At 60.0% G+C, this 18,598-nt stretch carries 20 protein-coding genes; 13 read left to right on the top strand and 7 right to left on the bottom strand.

Annotated elements, in window-relative coordinates; translation table 11 throughout:
- Positions 1-68 precede the first annotated feature (68 nt).
- The 3 genes from AB4N44_RS06045 to AB4N44_RS06035 are packed head-to-tail and all read left to right on the top strand — an operon-like array spanning position 69 to position 2,317.
- Positions 69-1,091, top strand: coding sequence for an aldo/keto reductase (locus AB4N44_RS06045; RefSeq protein WP_460109718.1), 1,023 nt, complete (start codon positions 69-71; stop codon positions 1,089-1,091).
- Entirely contained in the window at positions 1,088-1,885 is a 798-nt protein-coding gene (locus AB4N44_RS06040; RefSeq protein WP_460109721.1) for an SDR family NAD(P)-dependent oxidoreductase, read from the top strand. The genes AB4N44_RS06045 and AB4N44_RS06040 overlap by 4 nt, the downstream gene beginning before the upstream one ends.
- A 21-nt stretch (positions 1,886-1,906) precedes the next feature.
- A complete protein-coding gene (locus AB4N44_RS06035) occupies positions 1,907-2,317 on the top strand; it encodes an SRPBCC family protein (protein ID WP_460109723.1) in 411 nt (136 codons plus the stop codon).
- A 129-nt stretch (positions 2,318-2,446) separates the two neighbouring features.
- Here AB4N44_RS06035 and AB4N44_RS06030 read toward each other — a convergent pair whose 3' ends face one another.
- Positions 2,447-3,841: a sensor histidine kinase gene (locus tag AB4N44_RS06030; protein ID WP_127928831.1), complete on the bottom strand. Its 1,395-nt coding sequence runs from the start codon at positions 3,839-3,841 to the stop codon at positions 2,447-2,449.
- Positions 3,819-4,502, bottom strand: a complete 684-nt coding sequence (locus AB4N44_RS06025; RefSeq protein ID WP_016986226.1) for a response regulator transcription factor — start codon at positions 4,500-4,502, stop codon at positions 3,819-3,821. Before AB4N44_RS06025 ends, AB4N44_RS06030 begins: the two co-directional genes overlap by 23 nt.
- Before the next feature lie 307 nt (positions 4,503-4,809).
- Between AB4N44_RS06025 and AB4N44_RS06020 the strand changes: the two genes are divergently transcribed.
- The 5 genes from AB4N44_RS06020 to hcnC all read left to right on the top strand — a co-directional run bounded on the left by AB4N44_RS06020 (position 4,810) and on the right by hcnC (position 9,721).
- Positions 4,810-5,739 (top strand): hypothetical protein, encoded by a 930-nt coding sequence (locus tag AB4N44_RS06020; protein ID WP_127928827.1) that lies wholly within the window; start codon positions 4,810-4,812, stop codon positions 5,737-5,739.
- 226 nt (positions 5,740-5,965) lie between these two features.
- Positions 5,966-6,505: a hypothetical protein gene (locus AB4N44_RS06015; RefSeq protein ID WP_127928825.1), complete on the top strand. Its 540-nt coding sequence runs from the start codon at positions 5,966-5,968 to the stop codon at positions 6,503-6,505.
- A 240-nt stretch (positions 6,506-6,745) separates the two neighbouring features.
- On the top strand, positions 6,746-7,063 hold the full coding sequence (gene hcnA / locus AB4N44_RS06010) for a cyanide-forming glycine dehydrogenase subunit HcnA (protein ID WP_127928823.1): 318 nt from the start codon (positions 6,746-6,748) through the stop codon (positions 7,061-7,063).
- The gene (gene hcnB, locus AB4N44_RS06005) at positions 7,060-8,469 is read left to right on the top strand and encodes a cyanide-forming glycine dehydrogenase subunit HcnB (protein WP_316916697.1); all 1,410 of its coding nucleotides are present in this window, start codon (positions 7,060-7,062) and stop codon (positions 8,467-8,469) included. Before hcnA ends, hcnB begins: the two co-directional genes overlap by 4 nt.
- Positions 8,462-9,721 carry a cyanide-forming glycine dehydrogenase subunit HcnC gene (gene hcnC, locus AB4N44_RS06000; RefSeq protein WP_460109731.1) on the top strand — a complete coding sequence of 420 codons (1,260 nt, stop codon included), beginning with the start codon at positions 8,462-8,464 and terminating at the stop codon, positions 9,719-9,721. The genes hcnB and hcnC overlap by 8 nt, the downstream gene beginning before the upstream one ends.
- 118 nt (positions 9,722-9,839) lie before the next feature.
- Here the strand turns inward: hcnC and AB4N44_RS05995 are convergent, their stop codons facing one another.
- Positions 9,840-11,648 carry a monovalent cation:proton antiporter-2 (CPA2) family protein gene (locus tag AB4N44_RS05995; RefSeq protein ID WP_316916696.1) on the bottom strand — a complete coding sequence of 603 codons (1,809 nt, stop codon included), beginning with the start codon at positions 11,646-11,648 and terminating at the stop codon, positions 9,840-9,842.
- Positions 11,649-11,899: 251 nt separating this feature from the next.
- On the opposite strand from AB4N44_RS05995, the gene AB4N44_RS05990 reads away from it, so the two are divergent.
- The gene (locus tag AB4N44_RS05990) at positions 11,900-12,814 is read left to right on the top strand and encodes a LysR family transcriptional regulator (RefSeq protein ID WP_127928815.1); all 915 of its coding nucleotides are present in this window, start codon (positions 11,900-11,902) and stop codon (positions 12,812-12,814) included.
- On the opposite strand, the gene AB4N44_RS05985 is transcribed toward AB4N44_RS05990, so the two are convergent.
- Positions 12,804-13,574: a substrate-binding domain-containing protein gene (locus AB4N44_RS05985; RefSeq protein ID WP_460109734.1), complete on the bottom strand. Its 771-nt coding sequence runs from the start codon at positions 13,572-13,574 to the stop codon at positions 12,804-12,806. The two genes, AB4N44_RS05990 and AB4N44_RS05985, sit on opposite strands and share 11 nt — an antisense overlap.
- A 12-nt stretch (positions 13,575-13,586) precedes the next feature.
- The gene (gene tcuC / locus AB4N44_RS05980) at positions 13,587-14,879 is read right to left on the bottom strand and encodes an MFS transporter (RefSeq protein ID WP_127928811.1); all 1,293 of its coding nucleotides are present in this window, start codon (positions 14,877-14,879) and stop codon (positions 13,587-13,589) included.
- A 431-nt stretch (positions 14,880-15,310) separates the two neighbouring features.
- Here tcuC and AB4N44_RS05975 point away from each other — a divergent pair, with 431 nt between their 5' ends.
- Together AB4N44_RS05975 and AB4N44_RS05970 are read left to right on the top strand one after the other, a co-directional pair.
- Entirely contained in the window at positions 15,311-15,619 is a 309-nt protein-coding gene (locus AB4N44_RS05975; RefSeq protein ID WP_127928807.1) for an RcnB family protein, read from the top strand.
- Between the two features lie 86 nt (positions 15,620-15,705).
- Positions 15,706-16,218, top strand: coding sequence for a hypothetical protein (locus AB4N44_RS05970; protein WP_127928805.1), 513 nt, complete (start codon positions 15,706-15,708; stop codon positions 16,216-16,218).
- A gap of 1 nt (position 16,219) precedes the next feature.
- Here AB4N44_RS05970 and AB4N44_RS05965 read toward each other — a convergent pair whose 3' ends face one another.
- Positions 16,220-16,531 carry a protealysin inhibitor emfourin gene (locus tag AB4N44_RS05965; protein WP_095118301.1) on the bottom strand — a complete coding sequence of 104 codons (312 nt, stop codon included), beginning with the start codon at positions 16,529-16,531 and terminating at the stop codon, positions 16,220-16,222.
- A 14-nt stretch (positions 16,532-16,545) separates the two neighbouring features.
- On the bottom strand, positions 16,546-17,589 hold the full coding sequence (locus AB4N44_RS05960; RefSeq protein ID WP_460109737.1) for a M4 family metallopeptidase: 1,044 nt from the start codon (positions 17,587-17,589) through the stop codon (positions 16,546-16,548).
- Positions 17,590-17,731: 142 nt separating this feature from the next.
- Between AB4N44_RS05960 and AB4N44_RS05955 the strand changes: the two genes are divergently transcribed.
- Positions 17,732-18,070, top strand: a complete 339-nt coding sequence (locus AB4N44_RS05955) for an FKBP-type peptidyl-prolyl cis-trans isomerase (protein ID WP_127928801.1) — start codon at positions 17,732-17,734, stop codon at positions 18,068-18,070.
- Between the two features lie 34 nt (positions 18,071-18,104).
- Positions 18,105-18,518 carry a hypothetical protein gene (locus tag AB4N44_RS05950; protein WP_127928799.1) on the top strand — a complete coding sequence of 138 codons (414 nt, stop codon included), beginning with the start codon at positions 18,105-18,107 and terminating at the stop codon, positions 18,516-18,518.
- Positions 18,519-18,598: the final 80 nt, after the last annotated feature.

Here is an 18,598-nt window from a genome sequence, read left to right as displayed (position 1 = left end):
GGTCTCGGCGTCGCAATCTAGGATCTGCTCAACGGTCACACCGACTCAGAACCTACGAGGAAAATCCAATGAGTTTGAAAGACAAACTGCCCGGCCAACTGGGCTTCGGCACCGCGCCACTGGGCAACATGTTCCGCGCCATCCCGGAAGCCGAAGCGCAAGCCACCGTGCATGCCGCGTGGGATGCCGGCGTGCGTTACTTCGATACCGCGCCGTTTTACGGCTCCGGTCTATCGGAAATCCGCCTCGGCGAAGCACTGAAGCAATACAAGCGCGACGACTATGTGCTGAGCAGCAAGGTCGGCCGGGTGATTCTCGATGAAATCGAAGACGCCGCCGCCCGCGATCTCGGCGAGAAGAGCGGGGTGTTCGAACACGGTCGCCCGAACAAGATCGTCAACGACTACAGCGCCGACGCAACCCTGCGTTCGATCGAAGACAGCCTCAAGCGTCTGCAAACCGATCGCCTCGACATCGTCTGGGTGCACGACATCGCGCAGGACTTCTATGGCGATCAATGGCTGGAATACTTCAATCAGGCCCGCACCGGAGCGTTCAAAGTCCTCACCCGCTTGCGCGAGGAAGGCGTGATCAAGGGCTGGGGGCTGGGCGTGAACAAAGTCGAGCCGTGCGAACTGACCCTCGACCTCAGCGAAGCGCAGCCGGATGGCTTCCTGTTGGCCGGTCGCTACACGCTGCTCGACCACGAACGCCCGCTGCAACGCCTGATGGATGCGGCGCTGGCGCAGAACGTTGAGATCGTCGTCGGTGGCCCTTACAGCTCGGGCATCCTCGCCGGTGGTGCGCACTTCGAATACCAGCAGGCCAGCCCTGAGATCATCGCCAAGGTCGAGCAGATCAAACGCATCGCCGCCGCTTACAACGTCGATATCAAAGCCGCTGCGCTACAGTTTTCGCTGGCCAATCCGGCGGTCGCCGCAGTGATTCCCGGCGCGAGCAAACCCGGTCGAATCGCTGAAGATGTCGCCGCCTTGTCAGCCATTATTCCTGCCGGTTTCTGGCAGGCCATGCGCGACGCCAGACTGGTTAGCGAACGTGCACCATTGCCAATCGATGAGGTGAAAGCATGAAGATTGATCTGAGTGGAAAACTGGCCATCGTCAGCGGCAGCACCGCCGGCATCGGTCTGGGCATCAGCCAGTCGCTGGCCGAGTCCGGCGCCACGGTGGTGGTGATCGGCCGTGATACGGCCAAGGTCGAGCAGGCGCTGGCGAGCATTCGCGAGAAAGTGCCGGGCGCGCAGTTGCGTGGTTTGACCGCGGATCTGGGCACCGCCGAAGGCGCGCAAAAACTGTTCGCTGCTGAGCCGCGTGCCGACATTCTGGTGAACAACCTCGGCATCTTCGACGCCGTGGATTTCTTCGAAGCGCCGGACAGCGAGTGGACGCGTTTCTATGAGGTCAACGTGATTTCCGGCGTGCGCCTGGCACGGCATTACGTGCCGGCGATGGTCGAGCAGGGCTGGGGGCGGGTGATTTTCCTGTCCTCGGAATCCGGCGTGGCCACGCCAGCCGACATGATTAACTACGGCGTAACCAAAAGCGCCAATCTGGCGGTGTCCCACGGCTTGGCCAAACGTCTGGCTGGCACCGGGGTGACCGTCAATGCGATCCTGCCGGGGCCGACCTTCACCGATGGCCTCGAAGACATGCTCAAGGATGCCGCCGCCGAATCCGGGCGTAACCTGCGCGATGAAGCCGACGCCTTTGTACGCAAGGCCCGCCCGACCTCGATCATCCAGCGCGTAGCGGATGTCGAAGAGGTCGCGCATCTGGTGACCTACATTGCTTCGCCGCTGTCGTCGGCCACCACTGGCGCCGCGTTGCGCGTCGATGGCGGCGTGGTCGACAGCCTGACTATCTGAATTCTGGAGAGACGTTTATTTATGCCAACAGCATCCGCAACCATCGACATCCCGGCCTCGGCCGATCAGGTCTGGCAATTGATCGGCGGCTTCAACACGCTGCCGGACTGGCTGCCCTTTATTCCCAACAGTGAACTGAGCGACGGCGGCCGCGTGCGCACCTTGCAAACCGCTGACGGCGCTGTGGTTGTTGAGCGACTGCAAGCGTTCGACAACGCGGCCAGGACTTACAGCTATTCGATCGAACAGGCACCGTTCCCGGCGACTGATTATCTGGCGACGATCAAGGTTGAAGCCCAAGGGCAGGGCGCCCGGGTGACGTGGTCGGGGCGCTTTAATGCCAAAGGCGTGAGTGATGAGGAAGTGGTGGCGCTGTTCAGCGGCATCTACCAGGGTGGCCTCGAGGCACTCAGAGCCAATTACCCCGCCTGAGCTGATGATCGTTCCCACGCTCTGCGTGGGAATGCAGCCCGGGACGCTCTGCGTCCCATTCTCAAGCTGGAACGCGGAGCGTCCCTTGAGGCATTCCCACGCAGAGCGTGGGAACGATCATGTCGAGAATCAGGAGTTCTCGATCAGGCTCTGCCGACAATCGAGCACCAGTTTCGCCCCACCGAGATCACTGCTGCCAACTTCAAGACTGAAGCCATGCAAGCTGACAATCGCCGCGACAATCGACAGCCCCAAACCAAAGCCACCCTGCGGCTGCCCACCTTCGGCGCGATAAAACCGCTGGAACACCGCTTCACGTTCGGCCTCGGGAATCCCCGGCCCTGAGTCGTGCACTTCAATCCGCGTTTGCCCACCCGCGTTGACTCCACGCAGCATCACCGTGCCGCCCGGTGGCGTGAACTTGATCGAGTTGCTGAGCAGATTCGCCAACGCCTCGAACAACAGCGCCCGGTCGCCATTCAGCGCCGGCAATGTTTCCGGCATGTTCAGCTCGAAACGCAGCTCGCCTTCCTCGGCCAGTGGCAGATAAAACTCATGCAGTTCTTCCAGCAATTGCACCGGGTCGAGTTCGACAAAACCCGAGCGCCGCTGACGATCCTCCAGTTCGGAAATCCGCAACAACCCGCGAAAGCGCGCCATCAGCGTATCCGCTTCCGCCAGCACCAGATCCAGCTGCGCCGCTTCCTGCGAGCCTTCGCCGGCCTGCTGCTGCATGCGATACAACTGCGCGCGCAGGCGCGTCAGCGGCGTGCGCAAATCATGGGCGATGTTGTCGCAGACGCCTTTGACTTCATTCATCAAACGCTCGATGCGTTCGAGCATGGCGTTGACGATCGCGGCGAGCATGTCCAGTTCATCGCGGCGATTGGACAGGGGCAAACGGTGGGTCAGATCGCCGGCGACAATCGCCTGGGCGCTGTCCTGAATTGCTCGAATCCGCCGCAATGGCCGGCGCCGCAGCAAATGCCAGCCGGCAATGCCCGGCAGAATTGTCAGCGACACGCCCCAGAACAACGCATGCAAAATGATCCGCGTGACGGCGAACAACGAGCCGTTGTCGCGCAGCAACACCAGCCAGCGGCCGTCGCGAGTTTGCGTGGCCACCGCGTCGCAGCTGTCATTGGGCAAGGTCGGATCATCGGAATTGGCGCAGTCGGCGAGCATGTGGATCTTGCCGTCCAGCGGCAGACCCTCGGGGATCTGCTGCAACGCGCCGCCGAGGTAAACGCCGTCGGCATCGAACAAGCCATAGGCATCGATGCCGCGAATATCGAAAGTCATGCTGGCGGCGAGCGCGTCTTCCAGCTGTTCGCCGCGAAAGTGCGAGAACAGGTGCTGACGTTGCATCAGCGAATGTTTGGCGAGGTTATCGAGGTAGCCGGAGACTTCGTAATACATGACCCCCATGAGGATCGCGCTCCAGGCCACAAACAGCGAACTGTACAGTGCCAGCAAGCGGCTGCTGGAGGAACGCCAGCCGTCAGACGGGTTCGGCAATGACATAGCCGGAGCCCCGTACCGTGCGGATCAGCGGCACATGGCCGACGGCGTCGATCTTCTTGCGCAGACGGCCGATGTGCACGTCGATCAGGTTGGTGCCGGGGTCGAAGTGATAACCCCAGACCTCTTCGAAAATCATCATCCGCGAAAGGATCTGGCCGCTGTTGCGCATGAGGAATTCGAGCAACTTGTACTCGGTCGGCAACAGCGTCAGCACTTGTTCGGCACGGCGCGCTTCGTGGCTGATCAAGTCCAGTTCGAGGTCGGCTACCTGCAGGGTCGTCGCTTGAGTCGCGCCGCTGTTCTGCCGACGCAGCAACACTTCAACCCGTGCGGCCATTTCATCGGTGGCGAACGGCTTGGTCAGGTAGTCATCGCCGCCGGCCCGCAAGCCGCGTACGCGCTCGTCGACATCGGAGAGGGCGCTGATCATCAGAATCGGTGTGGCCACGCCCATGGTGCGCAGGGTGGTAACGATGGCCAGGCCATCGAGTTCGGGCAGCATGCGGTCAAGGGTGATCAGGTCGTAGTTGCCGCTCACGGCGCGGTCGAGGCCTTCGCGGCCATTGTCGACCCAGTCGACTTCCAGCCCGTGGCTGCTCAGTTCGGCGACGATTTCCCGCGCAGTCACGGCGTCGTCTTCGATGGTCAAGATACGAGTCATAGGCAGGCCTGCTGATCGGTTCAAACGGAATGGCAGCATTTTGCCAAGAAAATCCGCTGACGCTTTAAATTAACTTTCATGTTCACCTGTCACAAACGCAAATTTCGAGCGTGATGGGTATTTGAGGCCAATGCATAAAACCCGCTGTTATCCGGCAGTTGTTGCAAATTGCAAGGTTTTCGGAAGTTCATTCTTTATAACTGGCTGAAATTAAACGACTTATTTAATTCTCGCGACTGGCACGGTCACTGCAATTCCTCTGATGACGAGTTGTAACACCATTTTTCATGCCTGGAGCAGAACAACAATGAATAGATCCCCTGATGGGTTTTATCCCGCCGTTGAAGAGTCGAGCAGCGTTTCAGGCGTGTCCTGGGGCGCGATCTTCGCCGGTGCGGCGGCTGCCGCTGCACTGTCGATGATTTTGGTGTTGCTCGGATTCGGTTTGGGTTTCTCTGCCGTTTCACCGTGGGCCGGAGAGGGCGTCAGCGCCAAGGGCTTGGGCATTTCCACGATCGTCTGGCTGGCGGCGACGCAAATCATCGCTTCCGGCATGGGCGGCTACATCGCCGGTCGCCTGCGGGTGAAGTGGGCGAACATGCACGGCGATGAAGTGTATTTCCGCGACACCGCGCACGGCTTCCTTGCCTGGTGTGTGGCTACATTGGTTACCGCAGTGCTGGTGGTCGGTTCGGTCAGCAGCGTCATCAGTGGTGGTGTCCAGGCCGGTGCCAGTGTTGCTGGCGGTGCTGCCAGCGCGATGACCCAAGCGGCCGGTACCGCTGCGGCGAACACCGACAGTAACCAGTACGGTTACTACATCGACAGCCTGTTCCGCGATGACCGTCCGGCGTCCGTCAGCGATGACGCGGCCCATGGTGCCGTGGCCCGGATCTTTGCGCAAAGCCTGGCCAACGGTCAGATGAGTGCCGAAGACCGTACCTACCTTGCGCAACTGGTCGCCCAACGGACCAACCTGACTCAAGCCGATGCCGAGCGCCGCGTCGATGAGATCTACGCCCGCACTCAGAAAGCCCTGGCCGACGCCAAGCTGAAAGCTCAACAAGCTGCCGACACCGCCGCGAAAGTCGCTGCCTGGACCTCGCTGTGGATGTTCGTCTCGCTGTTGGCCGGTGCGTTCTTCGCCAGCCTCGCAGCCACCTTCGGCGGTCGCCGCCGCGATGCGGTCGAGTACGTTGAAGTCGACACTTACACCACGACCACTCCAGTCCGTTAAACAAGGAGCATCACCATGCGCTCACTACTGCTGTTCTTCCTTGGCGTACCGATCCCGATCATCATCCTGATCGCCCTGTTCGTGCACTGATTGCTCCATTGAGGCCCATGCCTCGGCCGCTTCCACCTTCGGGTGGAAGCGGCTTTTTGCTTTCTTCGGGGGCAAAAGCGAGAATCGCCGCCGGAAGTGGATTGGCCGCTTTTACCTCTCTTTAAGGATGAACACGTTGGACAAGAAGGAAATCAAACGCCAGTTGGTTGAGATGCTCGAAGCCGGGCGCTCGAAAACCGAAACGTTCAAAGCGTTGTCGGGCGGTGCGGTCAAAGATCGCGTGTTGGCGGCCTGGATCGGGGGGCGTTCGGATCCGGCCCTCAGAGCAAAGCATTCACTCAAAGTCACCCTGCTGATCGTGTTGACCTGCATTCAGGCATTGATCGGCTCAGTCGTCGGTTTCTTCCTGTTCTACGACGCAAGCGCCGGTCTGGCACTGACCATGTTGCTGATCGCTGGTGGCATTCCGTTGTTGTTTGCATGGGGCTTCTACAAGAACGTGGCGGCGGCTTACACCGTTTACGTGCTCCTCACCATCAGTCAGGTGTCACGCATGTTCAAGGGCTATGAGGAAGATCCGCTGTCGACCGTGATTGCCGTCGGCATCACCCTGGCCATGGTGTTCTACGCCGCCTGGATCAAATCCCTGCTGTTCCCGGACCTGGGCTTCATCGGCGCGAAGAAGATCAAAGGGCAGTTCGTCTTCTCCAACTGATCGTTGGACAATCCAACTGCTTTCACTGGCCTGGATCAATATTTCGAGCGGCGAGATCGCCTAACGTAAATGATCCCGGCCTTTGCTGAGGTATGAACTACAGTGCTTCACGCGCACCTTGTTGCGCTGACGGAGTACGCGTCGACGCCCCAATCACAGCAACAATAAACGCGTCGACACGCTGTAGTGCAGCAAGGAGCTGACACCACCTCAACCGAACCTTCACGGATGAACATTGCAATGCACTGCCAACCAAGATCTTTTGATATCCAGCCTTTGGCGCAGGCGGATATGACCGTTCACATCAACGGCCAAGCGGTCACCGCCGCCATCGGCGAAACCGTACTCAGCGTTATCCAGTCTCTCGGCGTACGCCAGATCGCACGTAACGATCACAACCAGATCACCGGCGCCTATTGCGGCATGGGCGTGTGCCAGTGCTGTCTGGTGAAAATCAATGGCCGGCACAAACGTCGTGCCTGCCAGACCGTGGTGCGTGACGGCATGCAGATCGAAACTCAGGTCAACCGCATCACCGCGCAGGAGGTGGTTGTATGAGCCTGCAACCGGTGATTGTCGGCGGCGGCCCGGCGGGGATGGCGGCGGCCATCGAACTGGCGCGCCACGGTGTGCGCTGCACCTTGCTCGAAGAAGCTTCGCGCCTTGGCGGCGTGGTCTATCGCGGGCCGTTGCGTGACGGCGTGCAACTGGATTATCTCGGCCCGCGTTACTCCGAAGCGCTGGGCAAACTGCACGGTGATTTTCAGGAGCAGGCCGGGCTGATCGACGTGCGCCTCAACCATCGCGTGGTCGGCGCCGAAGGCACCCGCGCGCTGGTGGTGCTCGATGGCGACGAGCAACTGCACGAGATCGAGTATCCGCAATTGCTCTTGGCCGCCGGTTGCCACGAACGCAGCGTGCCGTTCCCCGGCTGGACCTTGCCGGGGGTGATCATGCTCGGCGGCCTGCAACTGCAAATCAAAAGCGGTGTGGTCAAGCCGCAAGGGCCGGTGATCATCGCCGGCACCGGGCCGCTGCTGCCGCTGGTGGCGACACAACTGCATGCCGCGGGCGTCAGCGTTGCGGGCGTGTATGAGGCCTGTGCGTTCGGCAAGATCGCCCGTGAAAGTCTGGCGCTGCTGAATAAACCGCAGCTGTTTCTCGACGGTTTGAGCATGCTCGCCTACCTGAAACTGCACGGTATCTCGATGAACTACGGCTGGGGCGTGGTCGAGGCCCACGGCGAGGGCGAGCTGAAAAGCGTCAGCGTCGCGCCATATTCGGCCACTTGGGAACCGGACATGAGCCGCGTCGAGCGCTTCGAAGCCAAGACCCTCGCGGTCGGTTACGGCTTTATTCCACGCACCCAACTGAGCCAGCAAATGTGCCTGGATCACGGCTTCAGCGACGACGGTTACCTGCGCGCCAACGCGAACGTCTGGCAGCAAAGCAATGAACCGCACGTGCATCTGGCCGGCGACATGGGCGGGATTCGCGGCGGTGAAGCAGCGATGCTCGCCGGCAAGATCGCGGCGACCTCGATTCTCTTGCAACGCGGTGTGCTCGAAGAAGAGCTGGCGCGGGTTCGTCGTGACCGTTATCTGAGCAAACTCAAAGCCATCGTGCGTTTCCGCGCCGCCGTGGATCGCTACACCGAACGTGGCGTCGGCCAGACTGCATTGCCCGCCGCCGACACGGTGATCTGTCGCTGTGAACACGCCACCCGCGCCGACATCGACCTGGCGCTGGAGCAGGGCGTGCAAGACATCGCCAGTCTGAAAATGCGCACCCGCGTGAGCATGGGCGATTGCCAGGGGCGCATGTGTGTCGGCTACTGCAGCGATCGCTTGCGTCAGGCTACCGGGCGCAAGGATGTCGGTTGGTTGCGCCCGCGTTTCCCGATCGATCCGATTCCTTTTTCCGCGTTCCAGTCTGTCGGCACGGAGGCCGCTGCCCATGAGTAAGTTCTATGACGTGGTCATTGCCGGTGGCGGCGTGATCGGGGCGTCCTGCGCCTATCAATTGTCCAAGCGCAAAAACCTCAAGGTCGCGCTGATCGATGCCAAGCGACCGGGCAACGCGACGCGTGCTTCGGCCGGTGGTTTGTGGGCGATCGGTGAGTCGGTCGGCCTCGGCTGCGGGGTGATTTTCTTCCGCATGATGTCGGCCAACCGCAAGCGCGAAACCCAGGGCGCGGCGGTGGCGGTGGATGCGAGCACGCCGCACATTCTGCCGGAGTCGTTTTTCGATTTTGCTTTGCAGTCCAACGCGTTGTACCCGGCGTTGCACCGAGAGCTGAAAGACAATCACGGCATGGATTTCAAGTTCGAAAAGACCGGGCTGAAGTTCGTCATCTATGACGATGAAGACCGGCTCTACGCCGAGCACATCGTCGGTTGCATTCCGCATCTGGCCGATCAGGTGCGCTGGCTCGATCAGGCGGCGCTGCGCGAGTCCGAGCCGGGCGTCAGCCATGAAGCACGCGGGGCGCTGGAGTTTCTCTGCGACCATCAGGTCAGCCCGTTCCGCCTCGCCGACGCCTACATGGAAGGCGCACGGCAGAACGGCGTCGACATTTTCGTCAACACCAACGTCACCGGCGTGTTGCACCACGGCAGCCGCGTCACCGGTGTGCAAACGGCCGAAGAGGGCGTGTTCCACTGCAAGACGCTGATCAACGCCGGCGGTGCCTGGGCGGCGGACTTGAGTGAATGGGCCACGGGGATTCGCATCCCGGTGAAGCCGGTGAAAGGCCAGATCCTGCTGACCGAGCGCATGCCGAAAATCCTCAACGGCTGCCTGACCACCAGCGACTGCTACGTGGCGCAGAAGGACAATGGCGAGATCCTGATCGGCAGCACCACCGAAGACAAAGGCTTCGACGTCACCACCACCTACCCGGAAATCGCCGGACTGGTGCAGGGCGCGGTGCGGTGTCTGCCGGAACTCAAAGACGTCAATCTGAAACGCACGTGGGCGGGCTTGCGTCCGGGCTCGCCGGATGAGTTGCCGATTCTCGGGCCGATGCGTGGGGTGGAGGGGTATTTGAATGCCTGCGGGCATTTCCGCACCGGGATTCTGACCTCGGCGATTACTGGCGTGTTGCTGGATAAGCTGGTCAACGATGAACCGCTGCCGCTGGACATCACGCCGTTTCTGGCGGATCGCTTTGCAGCAGCCCCGGTCAAGCAGGAGCGCACGCTAGAGCCTGCTTGACTCAAATCCCCTGTGGGAGCGAGCCTGCTCGCGAAGGCAATCTGTCAGTAACGAATAAGTTGACTGACACACCGCTTTCGCGAGCAGGCTCGCTCCCACATGGGGTTCTGGGTGTGGCTCAGGATTTGCGGGATTCTTCTTCGAGTTGGTCGGATTCGAACAACCGCGCCAGTTCCGCCCGGGCTTCCTGGGCGGTTTGCAGGACTTTGGCCGCGTCGTCGTAGATCGCGTGCTGTGCCTCCAGCACCTGTTCGTCGTGGTGCTTGAAGCGCTTGATCCGCGCATCGGCCTGGGCCTGGGTCAAACCGAGGCCGACCAAGGTGCGTCGACTCATTTCCAGACTCGAGTAATAGGTTTCACGAATCGCCTCCGCGCCAACATCCACCAAACGGTGCACATGCTGCCGGTTACGTGCCCGGGCGATGATCTTCATGTGCGGATACAGCTTGCGCACCACCTCGGCGGTCTTGATGTTGGTGTCTGGATCGTCCGTGGCAATCACGAAATATTCCGCCTCGCCAACCTTGGCCGCATTGAGAATTTCCGGGCGCATCGGGTCGCCGTAGAACACCGGCACACCGCCGAAACTGCGCGACAGTTCGATGGTTTCCACCGAAGTGTCCAGTGCGACGAATTTGATGTTCTGCGCCCGCAGAATCCGCGCGACGATCTGGCCCATCCGGCCCATGCCGGCGATCACCACACGCGGGGTGTCAGTGTCGATCTCACGGTATTTTTCCGGCACTTCCACCGGCTGCACTTTCGGGCTGACCAGCCGCGCGCAGATCAGCAGCAACAACGGCGTCACCGCCATCGACAGGGTGATGGTCAGCACCAGCAAGTCATACAGGCGCGGTTCGAACAGACCCTGATCACGACCGATCTTGAACACCACAAAGGCAAATTCACCACCCGCCGCCAAGACGATACCGAGGCGTATTGCACTGACCTTGTTCAAGCCACCGGCCAGACGCCCGACGACAAACAGCAACGGCAATTTCAGACCGATCAACAGCAGCGTCAGCCCCAACACCGTGATCGGCGCACTCAGCAGCAAGCTGAGGTTGGCGCCCATGCCGACGCTGATGAAAAACAACCCGAGCAGCAGCCCTTTGAATGGCTCGATCTGCGCTTCCAGTTCATGGCGATATTCCGAATCCGCTAACAGTAAACCGGCAAGAAACGCCCCCAGTGCCATCGACACGCCGACCAAATCCATCAACCACGCCGTGCCGATCACCACCAGCAACGCCGTGGCCGTCGACACTTCCGGCAGACCGGTTTTCGCCACCACGCGGAACACCGGACGCAACAGATAACGCCCACCGACCACGACCACCGCGATACCGCCGAGCACTTGCAGCGCGTGATTCAGACTTTCGGCATTGCTGGTGTCGTGTGCACCACCGGCCAGCATCGGCACCAGCGCAATCAACGGGATCGCGGCGATGTCCTGAAACAGCAGAATCGCAAACGCCAACCGCCCGTGGGGGCTGGTCAGTTCCTTGCGCTCGGCCAGACTTTGCAACCCGAATGCCGTCGAGGACAGCGCCAGGCCAAGGCCAAGCACAATCGCGCTGTTCAGCGGTTGGCCAAACACCGACAAGGCCAACACGCCAATCACCGAAGCCGTCAGCAGCACCTGCGCCAGACCGACGCCGAACACCGATTTGCGCATCACCCACAAACGTCGTGGCGACAGCTCAAGACCAATGATGAACAGCAGCAACACCACACCCAGTTCGGAAATGTGCGCGACGCTTTGCGGGTTGCCGATCAGGCCCAACACTGAAGGGCCGATGATTACCCCGGCAAACAGATAACCGAGCACGGCGCCCAGTTGCAGACGTTTGGCCAAAGGCACGGTGAGCACGGCCGCGAACAGAAAGACGACGGCGGCTTGCAACAGATTGCCTTCATGGGGCATGGGGGGTTACTCCTGACAACGGTACGGCGGGGGGTGACAAGGATAAGGGCTACAGCGACTTTTCATCCACCGAAGATCCCCTGTGGGAGCGAGCCTGCTCGCGAATGCGGAGTGTCAGCCAGCATAGTTGTCACTGACAGAACGCATTCGCGAGCAGGCTCGCTCCCACAGGGATCTTGGTTTTAACCTGTAATAATTTGCATCAATTAGTTACATTTATAACCTCTGCGTATCAATCCCCGAGTCCCGCCATGGCCATCAACTTCGACCTCAACGACCTGCAAGCCTTCCGTGCCGTGGTCGAGCAGGGCAGTTTCCGCAAGGCCGCCGACACCGTGCGCCTGTCGCAACCGGCCTTGAGCCGGCGCATCGAAAAGCTCGAAGACGCCCTCGGTGTCAAACTCTTCGAACGCACCACGCGCAAGGTCAGCCTGACCCAGGCCGGGCGCGGTTTCATGCCCAGCGTTGAGCGTTTGCTCGATGATCTGGATGTCGCGTTGCTGGGCATCAGCGAAGTCGCTTCGACCCGTTTGGGCCATGTCACCGTCGCTTGCGTGCCTTCGGCGGCGTACTACTTCATGCCCCGTGTGATCGCGCGCTATCACCAGCAATTCCCGCGCATCAAAGTCAAAGTGCTCGACTCCAGCGCGCACGATGTGTTGAGTGCGGTGGTCAATGGCGAGGCGGATTTCGGTTTGAGTTTTCTCGGCACGCAGGATGCCAAAGTCGAGTTCGAACCGCTTGTGCAGGAGTGCTACGTCGTCGCCTGTCGCCGCGATCATCCGTTGGCCGAACGCAGCAGTGTGAGCTGGGACGAGTTCTATCAGCAGGATTACATCTCGCTGGACAAGACCTCCGGCAACCGTTTTCTGCTCGATCAGGCGTTGAGCACGGTGGTGCCGCAGCGTTCGAGCATCTGCGAAACCCGGCATGTGACGACGATGATCGGTCTGGTGGAGGCGGGGTTGGGCGTGGCGGCGGTGCCGCTGATGGCGATGCCCGGGCCGGATCATCCGATCCTGACGCGGGTGCCACTGACCGATCCGCAGGTGATGCGCAGTGTCGGCATCATCAAGCGCCGGGGTCGTACGCTGACCCCGGCGGCACTGGAACTGGAGCGGCTGGTGATAGAAATGAAAGTCCAGCCGCCAACAATCAGCGCTTGACCGAATCCAGTCCGGTGGCTTGCACGTCAGCTTGTGCGGCCGGCGCGGCGAGGTAGGCGAGCAGGGCTTTGGCCTTTTCTGGATGCTGCGCGCCGACTGGAATCCCGGCGGCAAAACGCGTCACCGACTGCACCGATTCCGGAATCTTCGAGACGAAACTCACGCCCGGCACCGGCAGCAATTCGCTGACCTGCTGGAAGCCCAGTTGATAGTCGCCAGTGGCAACCACCGAGCCGACCGGTACTTTCGGGATCATTTTTGCCTTCGGTTTCAGCTGATCTTCGATGCCCAGTTTCTTGAACAACTGCTGCTCGATGTACACGCCGCTGGCGCTGTCGGAGTAGGCCACCGACTGTGCGTCGAGCAAGGTTTTCTTCAAGGCGGCGACGCTGCTGATGTCCGGTTTCGGCGCGCCTTCGCGCACCACCAGGCCGATCCGCGAATCCGCCAGCTCAACGCGCGAGGCCGGGTCGACCTTGCCTTGTTTGATCAAGTCGTCGAGGGCGTAGCCGACCATGATCACCACGTCGGCGTGCTCACCGCGGGCGAGACGATTGGGGATCGCCTCGGGTGCTTTGCCCATCGACGGGCCGAGGCTGGTGGTCAGGGTGTTGCCGCTGCTGGCAGCGAATTTCGGCCCGAGAATCTTGTAGGCGGCAGTGAAGCCCCCGGAGGTCATCACGCTCAATTCTTCGGCCTGGGCCGCGAGGTTGAACGCGAGACCGGCGAGCAGGGCGGTGACAGTAAACAGTTTTTTCATGGCGAGTTTTCCTCAGGCCGCGACAGGTTGCAGACGACCACCGGCACGGCGGTACAGATAAAGAGTGGCGCACAAGGCACACAGCGCACCGATGCTCATCCAGTAACCCGGCGCGGCTTTGTCGCCGGTGTACTGAATCAGGAAGGTCGACATCGCCGGGGTGAAGCCACCGAAAATGGCGGTTGCCAGGCTGTAGGCGAGGGAGAAACCGGCAACGCGAACCTCGACCGGCATGATCTCGGTGAGCGCCGGAATCATTGCGCCGTTGTACAAACCGTAGATAAACGACAACCACAACAGCGACAGCAGCATGTGGCTGAAGCTCGGCGCCTGCACCAGATACGACAGCGCCGGATAGGTGGTGGCCAGGGCCAGCAGCGACATGGCGATCAGCACTGGGCGACGGCCAACACGGTCGGACAACAGGCCGCCAATCGGCAACCAGAAGAAGTTCGACACACCGACCAGCAAGGTCACCAACAGCGCGTCCGAAGTACTCAGATGCAGCACGGTTTTGCCGAAGGTCGGCGCGTACACGGTGATCAGGTAAAACGCGGTGGTGGTCAGCGCAACCATCAGCATGCCGCCAAGTACCACGCCCCAGTTCTGGCCGAGGGTGCGGAACACTTCGCCCATGCTCGGGCGGTGTTTGCGTGCAGCGAATTCTTCGGTTTCCGCCAGGTTACGGCGCAGGAAAAAGATGAACGGCACGATCATGCAGCCAACGAAAAACGGAATCCGCCAGCCCCAATCGGCCACCACCTCCGGCGCCATCCACGCGTTCAACGCATAGCCCAACGCGGCGGCGACAATGATCGCCACTTGCTGACTGGCCGACTGCCAAGCGGTGAAGAAACCTTTGCGACCCGGCGTGGCGATCTCGGCGAGGTACACCGACACACCGCCCAATTCCGCCCCGGCCGAGAAGCCTTGCAGCAAGCGCCCGATCAACACCAGCGCTGGCGCAAACAGGCCGATGCTTTCGTAACCGGGCACCAGCACAATCAAGATCGTGCCACTGGCCATGATCGACAGGGTAACGATCAAACCTTTGCGTCGACCGACATCATCGATGTACGCACCGAGCACGATGGCGCCCAGCGGACGCATCAAAAAGCCTGCGCCGAACACCGCAAAGGTCATCATCAGGGAAGCGAACTCACTGCTCGCCGGAAAGAACACCGCCGCGATCTGCGTGGCGTAGAAGCCGAACAGAAAGAAGTCGAACTGTTCGAGGAAGTTGCCCGAGGTCACCCGGAAAATGGCGCCGGCCCGCGAGCCGTTGTGTGGGATTGAGGCTGTCATAGAAAAGTACTCCACCGCTTTTATGACGTGCGCGACGGGAGGGCGGCGCACGGTTTTTATTGAGGCGGATGGTGGCTCAGGTGTAACAGGATGTTAATTGCATTGTTGGCATGGATTGATGTGCAGAGTGGATCAATTCGACTATGTCGATACCGCGGACCATTGTGGGAGCGAGCCTGCTCGCGAAAGCGGTGGCCCAAACAATGAAGATGTTGAATGTGCCGGCCCCTTCGCGAGCAGGCTCGCTCCCACAGGTTTTCGTGGCAACTGCAAATTCTGCTTACACCACGGAATCTGTAGGCCTGCGCCTGCTCGCGATAGCGGCCCAACTGACAACTACAATCCCCAGCCAGCCCAGGCAAAAAAACAAGGAATGATTCCCGAACCCGGCAGTCCGAGTTCAGGTAGCACACATCTCAGGAGGTTCACCGATGAACAGCAAAACCCTAATCGCCAGCCTGGCCCTCGTCGCCGGCATTGCCGGGATCAGCCCACTTGTTCAAGCGGCGCAAACCTCAAATGAACAGGCCGTGCAATCGCCGACCAGCGATCGAGAGTTGAAGGTCAACGACCGTGCGCCTGAAATGTATCAGCGCAAGGACAAGGCCCTGCAAAACTGGAAAGCCAAAGGTCTGAAAGCACCCATCGATCAGGCCCAATGGGTGCAGATCAACGACAAGTACGTGATGGTGATGATTACCAACGGGACAATTGTCGAGATGCAACCGGTCGAGCGTTAACCCCGGTCATAATTGGCCACGGATGGCCGATTGCATTCGAACGCCGTTCCTGTAAAACAGCGGACCTCTGGATAAGGGGCAAGGGATTGGACAAGAAACCGCTTTACCGCAAAATCAACACTCGCACCTGGGGTGTTCGCCGCAATGATTTGGTCGCCCGTTACCGCGATCAACGCAATACCAAAACCGCAAGCCGCAGCGAAGCCATGCGAAGTTCGATGCATCCAGGCAAGCAATACGGAAGAGACTACACCCCGCTTTTTCGCTTCTTGTTGTCTCGCGTTGGCGGTCAATGGGATTCCATTTTCAGCGAGGCTGTCGCGCGACTTGATCAATCGGCCCCAGTGTTCTGGATGGTTGCCATCGATGAAGAAGATCGTCAGGAAATCGTGCGATTGGGTGAATCCAGTTATTTCAGTGGGCTGTATGTCGACGAGCAGAATCGCCTGCAAATGGTCAATCCGAATCTGAAGGCGCAGGACATGACGCCGCGTTGCGAGTGCTGTACGCATACATTCAACGGTGTTGTTTTCGGCCAAACGGAAAGCTTTGGCCCACGCAAATTGCCAGGTGTCGGTGCAGAAGACTCGCCTGCATGAATCACAGCAACTCCCCCTTGTCCCACAAATGCACCAGATCCCCCGGCGCCCGATCCTCCGGCACCTTCAACACCATTTCCCCGGACTGATAGCGCACTTCTATCTGATAGAAGCGTTGATCCCCACGTCCGGATTCGCTGCTGTCCAATGGCAGGCAGCCCTCCAGCACCGAGCAGATCCTTGAACGCTGACTGATGTCGCATTGTGCAAATTCGATTTCACGTGGGCGGCTCAGGCTGTGAATCGCTGCAACGCCACCCTGGCGAGATACGCGCAAAACGGAATCGTCATCCAGCTCGGGTAGCGTTTTCATACAGCCTCCTCGAATTATTCGATGCCGACCTGCGCCCAGGCTTGCTGCACTGCGTCGGCTGCTTCAGCGCCAAAGCGCTGGCCCGCGTGGTCGATGGTCAATTTTGCGAACGCGTCAAACGTTGCGTCCTGGCTCAAGCGGTTATCGCAAAGTGTGTCGTACCAGATTCGTCCGGCCTTTTCCCAGGCGAAGCCGCCAAACGCTCGGGCTGCCAGATAAAACGCGCGATTGGGAATGCCGGAATTGATGTGCACGCCGCCATTGTCTTCGCTGGTGATGACGAACTTGCGCATGTGCTCCGGTTGCGGATCCTTGCCCAGCAACGGGTCGTCATACGCCGTACCGGGGTGCGACATCGAACGCAGGCCCTTGCCCTGGATCTTCGGCATCAGCAGGTCAGCACCGATCAACCAGTCGGCCTGTTCGGCTGTCTGGCCGAGCGCGTATTGCTTGGTCAAGACGCCAAACACATCCGAGAGCGACTCGTTTAACGCGCCGGACTGGTTGGCATAAATCAGCCCGGCCTCGCTTTCGGTAACGCCGTGGGCCAGTTCATGGCCGATGACGTCGAGCGAGCGGGTGAAGCGCTGGAAGATTTCGCCGTCACCGTCACCGAAGACCATTTGCGCGCCATTCCAGAAAGCGTTTTCGTAACCCTGGCCGTAATGCACGCTGCCGACCAGGGCAAAGCCCTGATTGTCGATCGAGTCACGACCGAACACTTTCCAGAAGAAATCATAGCTGGCGCCCAGCGCATCATAAGCCTCGTCGACCGCCGCATCACCACTCGGCGGCTGGCCTTCGAGGCGCACGAGCTTGCCCGGCAAGAGCATTTTGTTCTGCGCATCATGCACACTGCGTTCGGCCAGGCCGGGCTTGCTCTTCTCAGGCAGGATCGCCCGTGCCGGTGGTTGTGCGGGTGCGCCTGGATTCGGCAACAGGCTGCGTACATGGTTGAGCGTGAGCATCGCTGCCGAACGTTGCGGCGCTGAACCGTGAGCGATGATGCGGTTGAGAATGTACGGTGGAATGAAACTGCGCAGTAGTGAGTCGGTCATCAGAGCTTCCCTGGCTTAATACGATGTCGATAAACATGTGAGCGATGGCGCGTGTTTCGGTTCCATGGATTGCCATTGGCAACGGATTCTGCGAAAAACGCCCTCCGCGCCCGACGGGGCCAACCACAAAGAGTCCACGAACATGACAGATGAACTGCAGGTAATCGATCTTCAGGTCGGCGAAGGCAAAGCCGCCGTCAAAGGCGCACTGATCACCACCCAATACACCGGATGGCTGGAAGACGGCAGCGAGTTCGATTCTTCCTACAGCCGTGGCAAACCTTTTCAGTGCGTGATTGGCACGGGGCGGGTGATCAAGGGTTGGGATCAGGGCTTGATGGGGATGCAGGTGGGGGGCAAACGTAAATTGCTGGTGCCGGCGCATTTGGGGTACGGCGAGCGAACGATGGGCAAGATTCCGCCGAATTCGAATCTGGTGTTTGAGATTGAGTTGTTGGAAGTGCTGACGCGGGAGGATTGAAACCGGGTCTTTTTTACGCTTGGGAATAAATGCGATGGATGTGTGGCAGGTGGTTTCACAAGTTGCCGATTGGCTGGTTGAGAGGCATGCGACTCGCAGGGGATCGACCTACAACTATATGTTGTTCGTTTCCGCTGCCGCTGCAGTTGGCAGCTGGGTAGTCGCGAAAGAACTGCTCGCCAAACGCAAGGCTCTCAAAGCAAACGTGTCTGAAGCTCTGCAAAATGAAACGTTACGTGCGATGTCCTTTGCCCAGGAGGATGGGCGGCCGGTCAAACGCACTGCGACGTTGGTCCGACAGGCAGAAACCTTTTTCGTCACGGTCATTCGCCATGACGATGAAGAATGCGTGGAGTCATCCAGTGAAGCGTTGCACTCGCTGGACGATGTCGACGTTTACTTGCGTGACCACACACCCTTTATCCTCGCGGATTTTCGAGCGTCGTGACTCACGCGTCCGATGTAGAAAGAACGCTTTCGCGAGCAGGCTCGCTCCCACATTGGCACGGCGGTGTACTCAAATACCGC

This window comes from Pseudomonas sp. S3_C06 (assembly GCF_054667675.1).
The sequence above is the reverse complement of the archived record's forward strand: the minus strand, read 5'-3'. Positions and strand labels throughout refer to the sequence as shown.

Coding starts and splice junctions, on each gene's coding strand:
- AB4N44_RS06045 (WP_460109718.1), top strand. CDS start 69: ATGAGTTTGAAAGACAAACTGCCCGGCCAACTGGGCTTCGGCACCGCG.
- AB4N44_RS06040 (WP_460109721.1), top strand. CDS start 1,088: ATGAAGATTGATCTGAGTGGAAAACTGGCCATCGTCAGCGGCAGCACC.
- AB4N44_RS06035 (WP_460109723.1), top strand. CDS start 1,907: ATGCCAACAGCATCCGCAACCATCGACATCCCGGCCTCGGCCGATCAG.
- AB4N44_RS06030 (WP_127928831.1), bottom strand. CDS start 3,841: ATGTCATTGCCGAACCCGTCTGACGGCTGGCGTTCCTCCAGCAGCCGC.
- AB4N44_RS06025 (WP_016986226.1), bottom strand. CDS start 4,502: ATGACTCGTATCTTGACCATCGAAGACGACGCCGTGACTGCGCGGGAA.
- AB4N44_RS06020 (WP_127928827.1), top strand. CDS start 4,810: ATGAATAGATCCCCTGATGGGTTTTATCCCGCCGTTGAAGAGTCGAGC.
- hcnA (WP_127928823.1), top strand. CDS start 6,746: ATGCACTGCCAACCAAGATCTTTTGATATCCAGCCTTTGGCGCAGGCG.
- hcnB (WP_316916697.1), top strand. CDS start 7,060: ATGAGCCTGCAACCGGTGATTGTCGGCGGCGGCCCGGCGGGGATGGCG.
- hcnC (WP_460109731.1), top strand. CDS start 8,462: ATGAGTAAGTTCTATGACGTGGTCATTGCCGGTGGCGGCGTGATCGGG.
- AB4N44_RS05995 (WP_316916696.1), bottom strand. CDS start 11,648: ATGCCCCATGAAGGCAATCTGTTGCAAGCCGCCGTCGTCTTTCTGTTC.
- AB4N44_RS05990 (WP_127928815.1), top strand. CDS start 11,900: ATGGCCATCAACTTCGACCTCAACGACCTGCAAGCCTTCCGTGCCGTG.
- AB4N44_RS05985 (WP_460109734.1), bottom strand. CDS start 13,574: ATGAAAAAACTGTTTACTGTCACCGCCCTGCTCGCCGGTCTCGCGTTC.
- tcuC (WP_127928811.1), bottom strand. CDS start 14,879: ATGACAGCCTCAATCCCACACAACGGCTCGCGGGCCGGCGCCATTTTC.
- AB4N44_RS05975 (WP_127928807.1), top strand. CDS start 15,311: ATGAACAGCAAAACCCTAATCGCCAGCCTGGCCCTCGTCGCCGGCATT.
- AB4N44_RS05965 (WP_095118301.1), bottom strand. CDS start 16,531: ATGAAAACGCTACCCGAGCTGGATGACGATTCCGTTTTGCGCGTATCT.
- AB4N44_RS05960 (WP_460109737.1), bottom strand. CDS start 17,589: ATGACCGACTCACTACTGCGCAGTTTCATTCCACCGTACATTCTCAAC.
- AB4N44_RS05955 (WP_127928801.1), top strand. CDS start 17,732: ATGACAGATGAACTGCAGGTAATCGATCTTCAGGTCGGCGAAGGCAAA.
- AB4N44_RS05950 (WP_127928799.1), top strand. CDS start 18,105: ATGGATGTGTGGCAGGTGGTTTCACAAGTTGCCGATTGGCTGGTTGAG.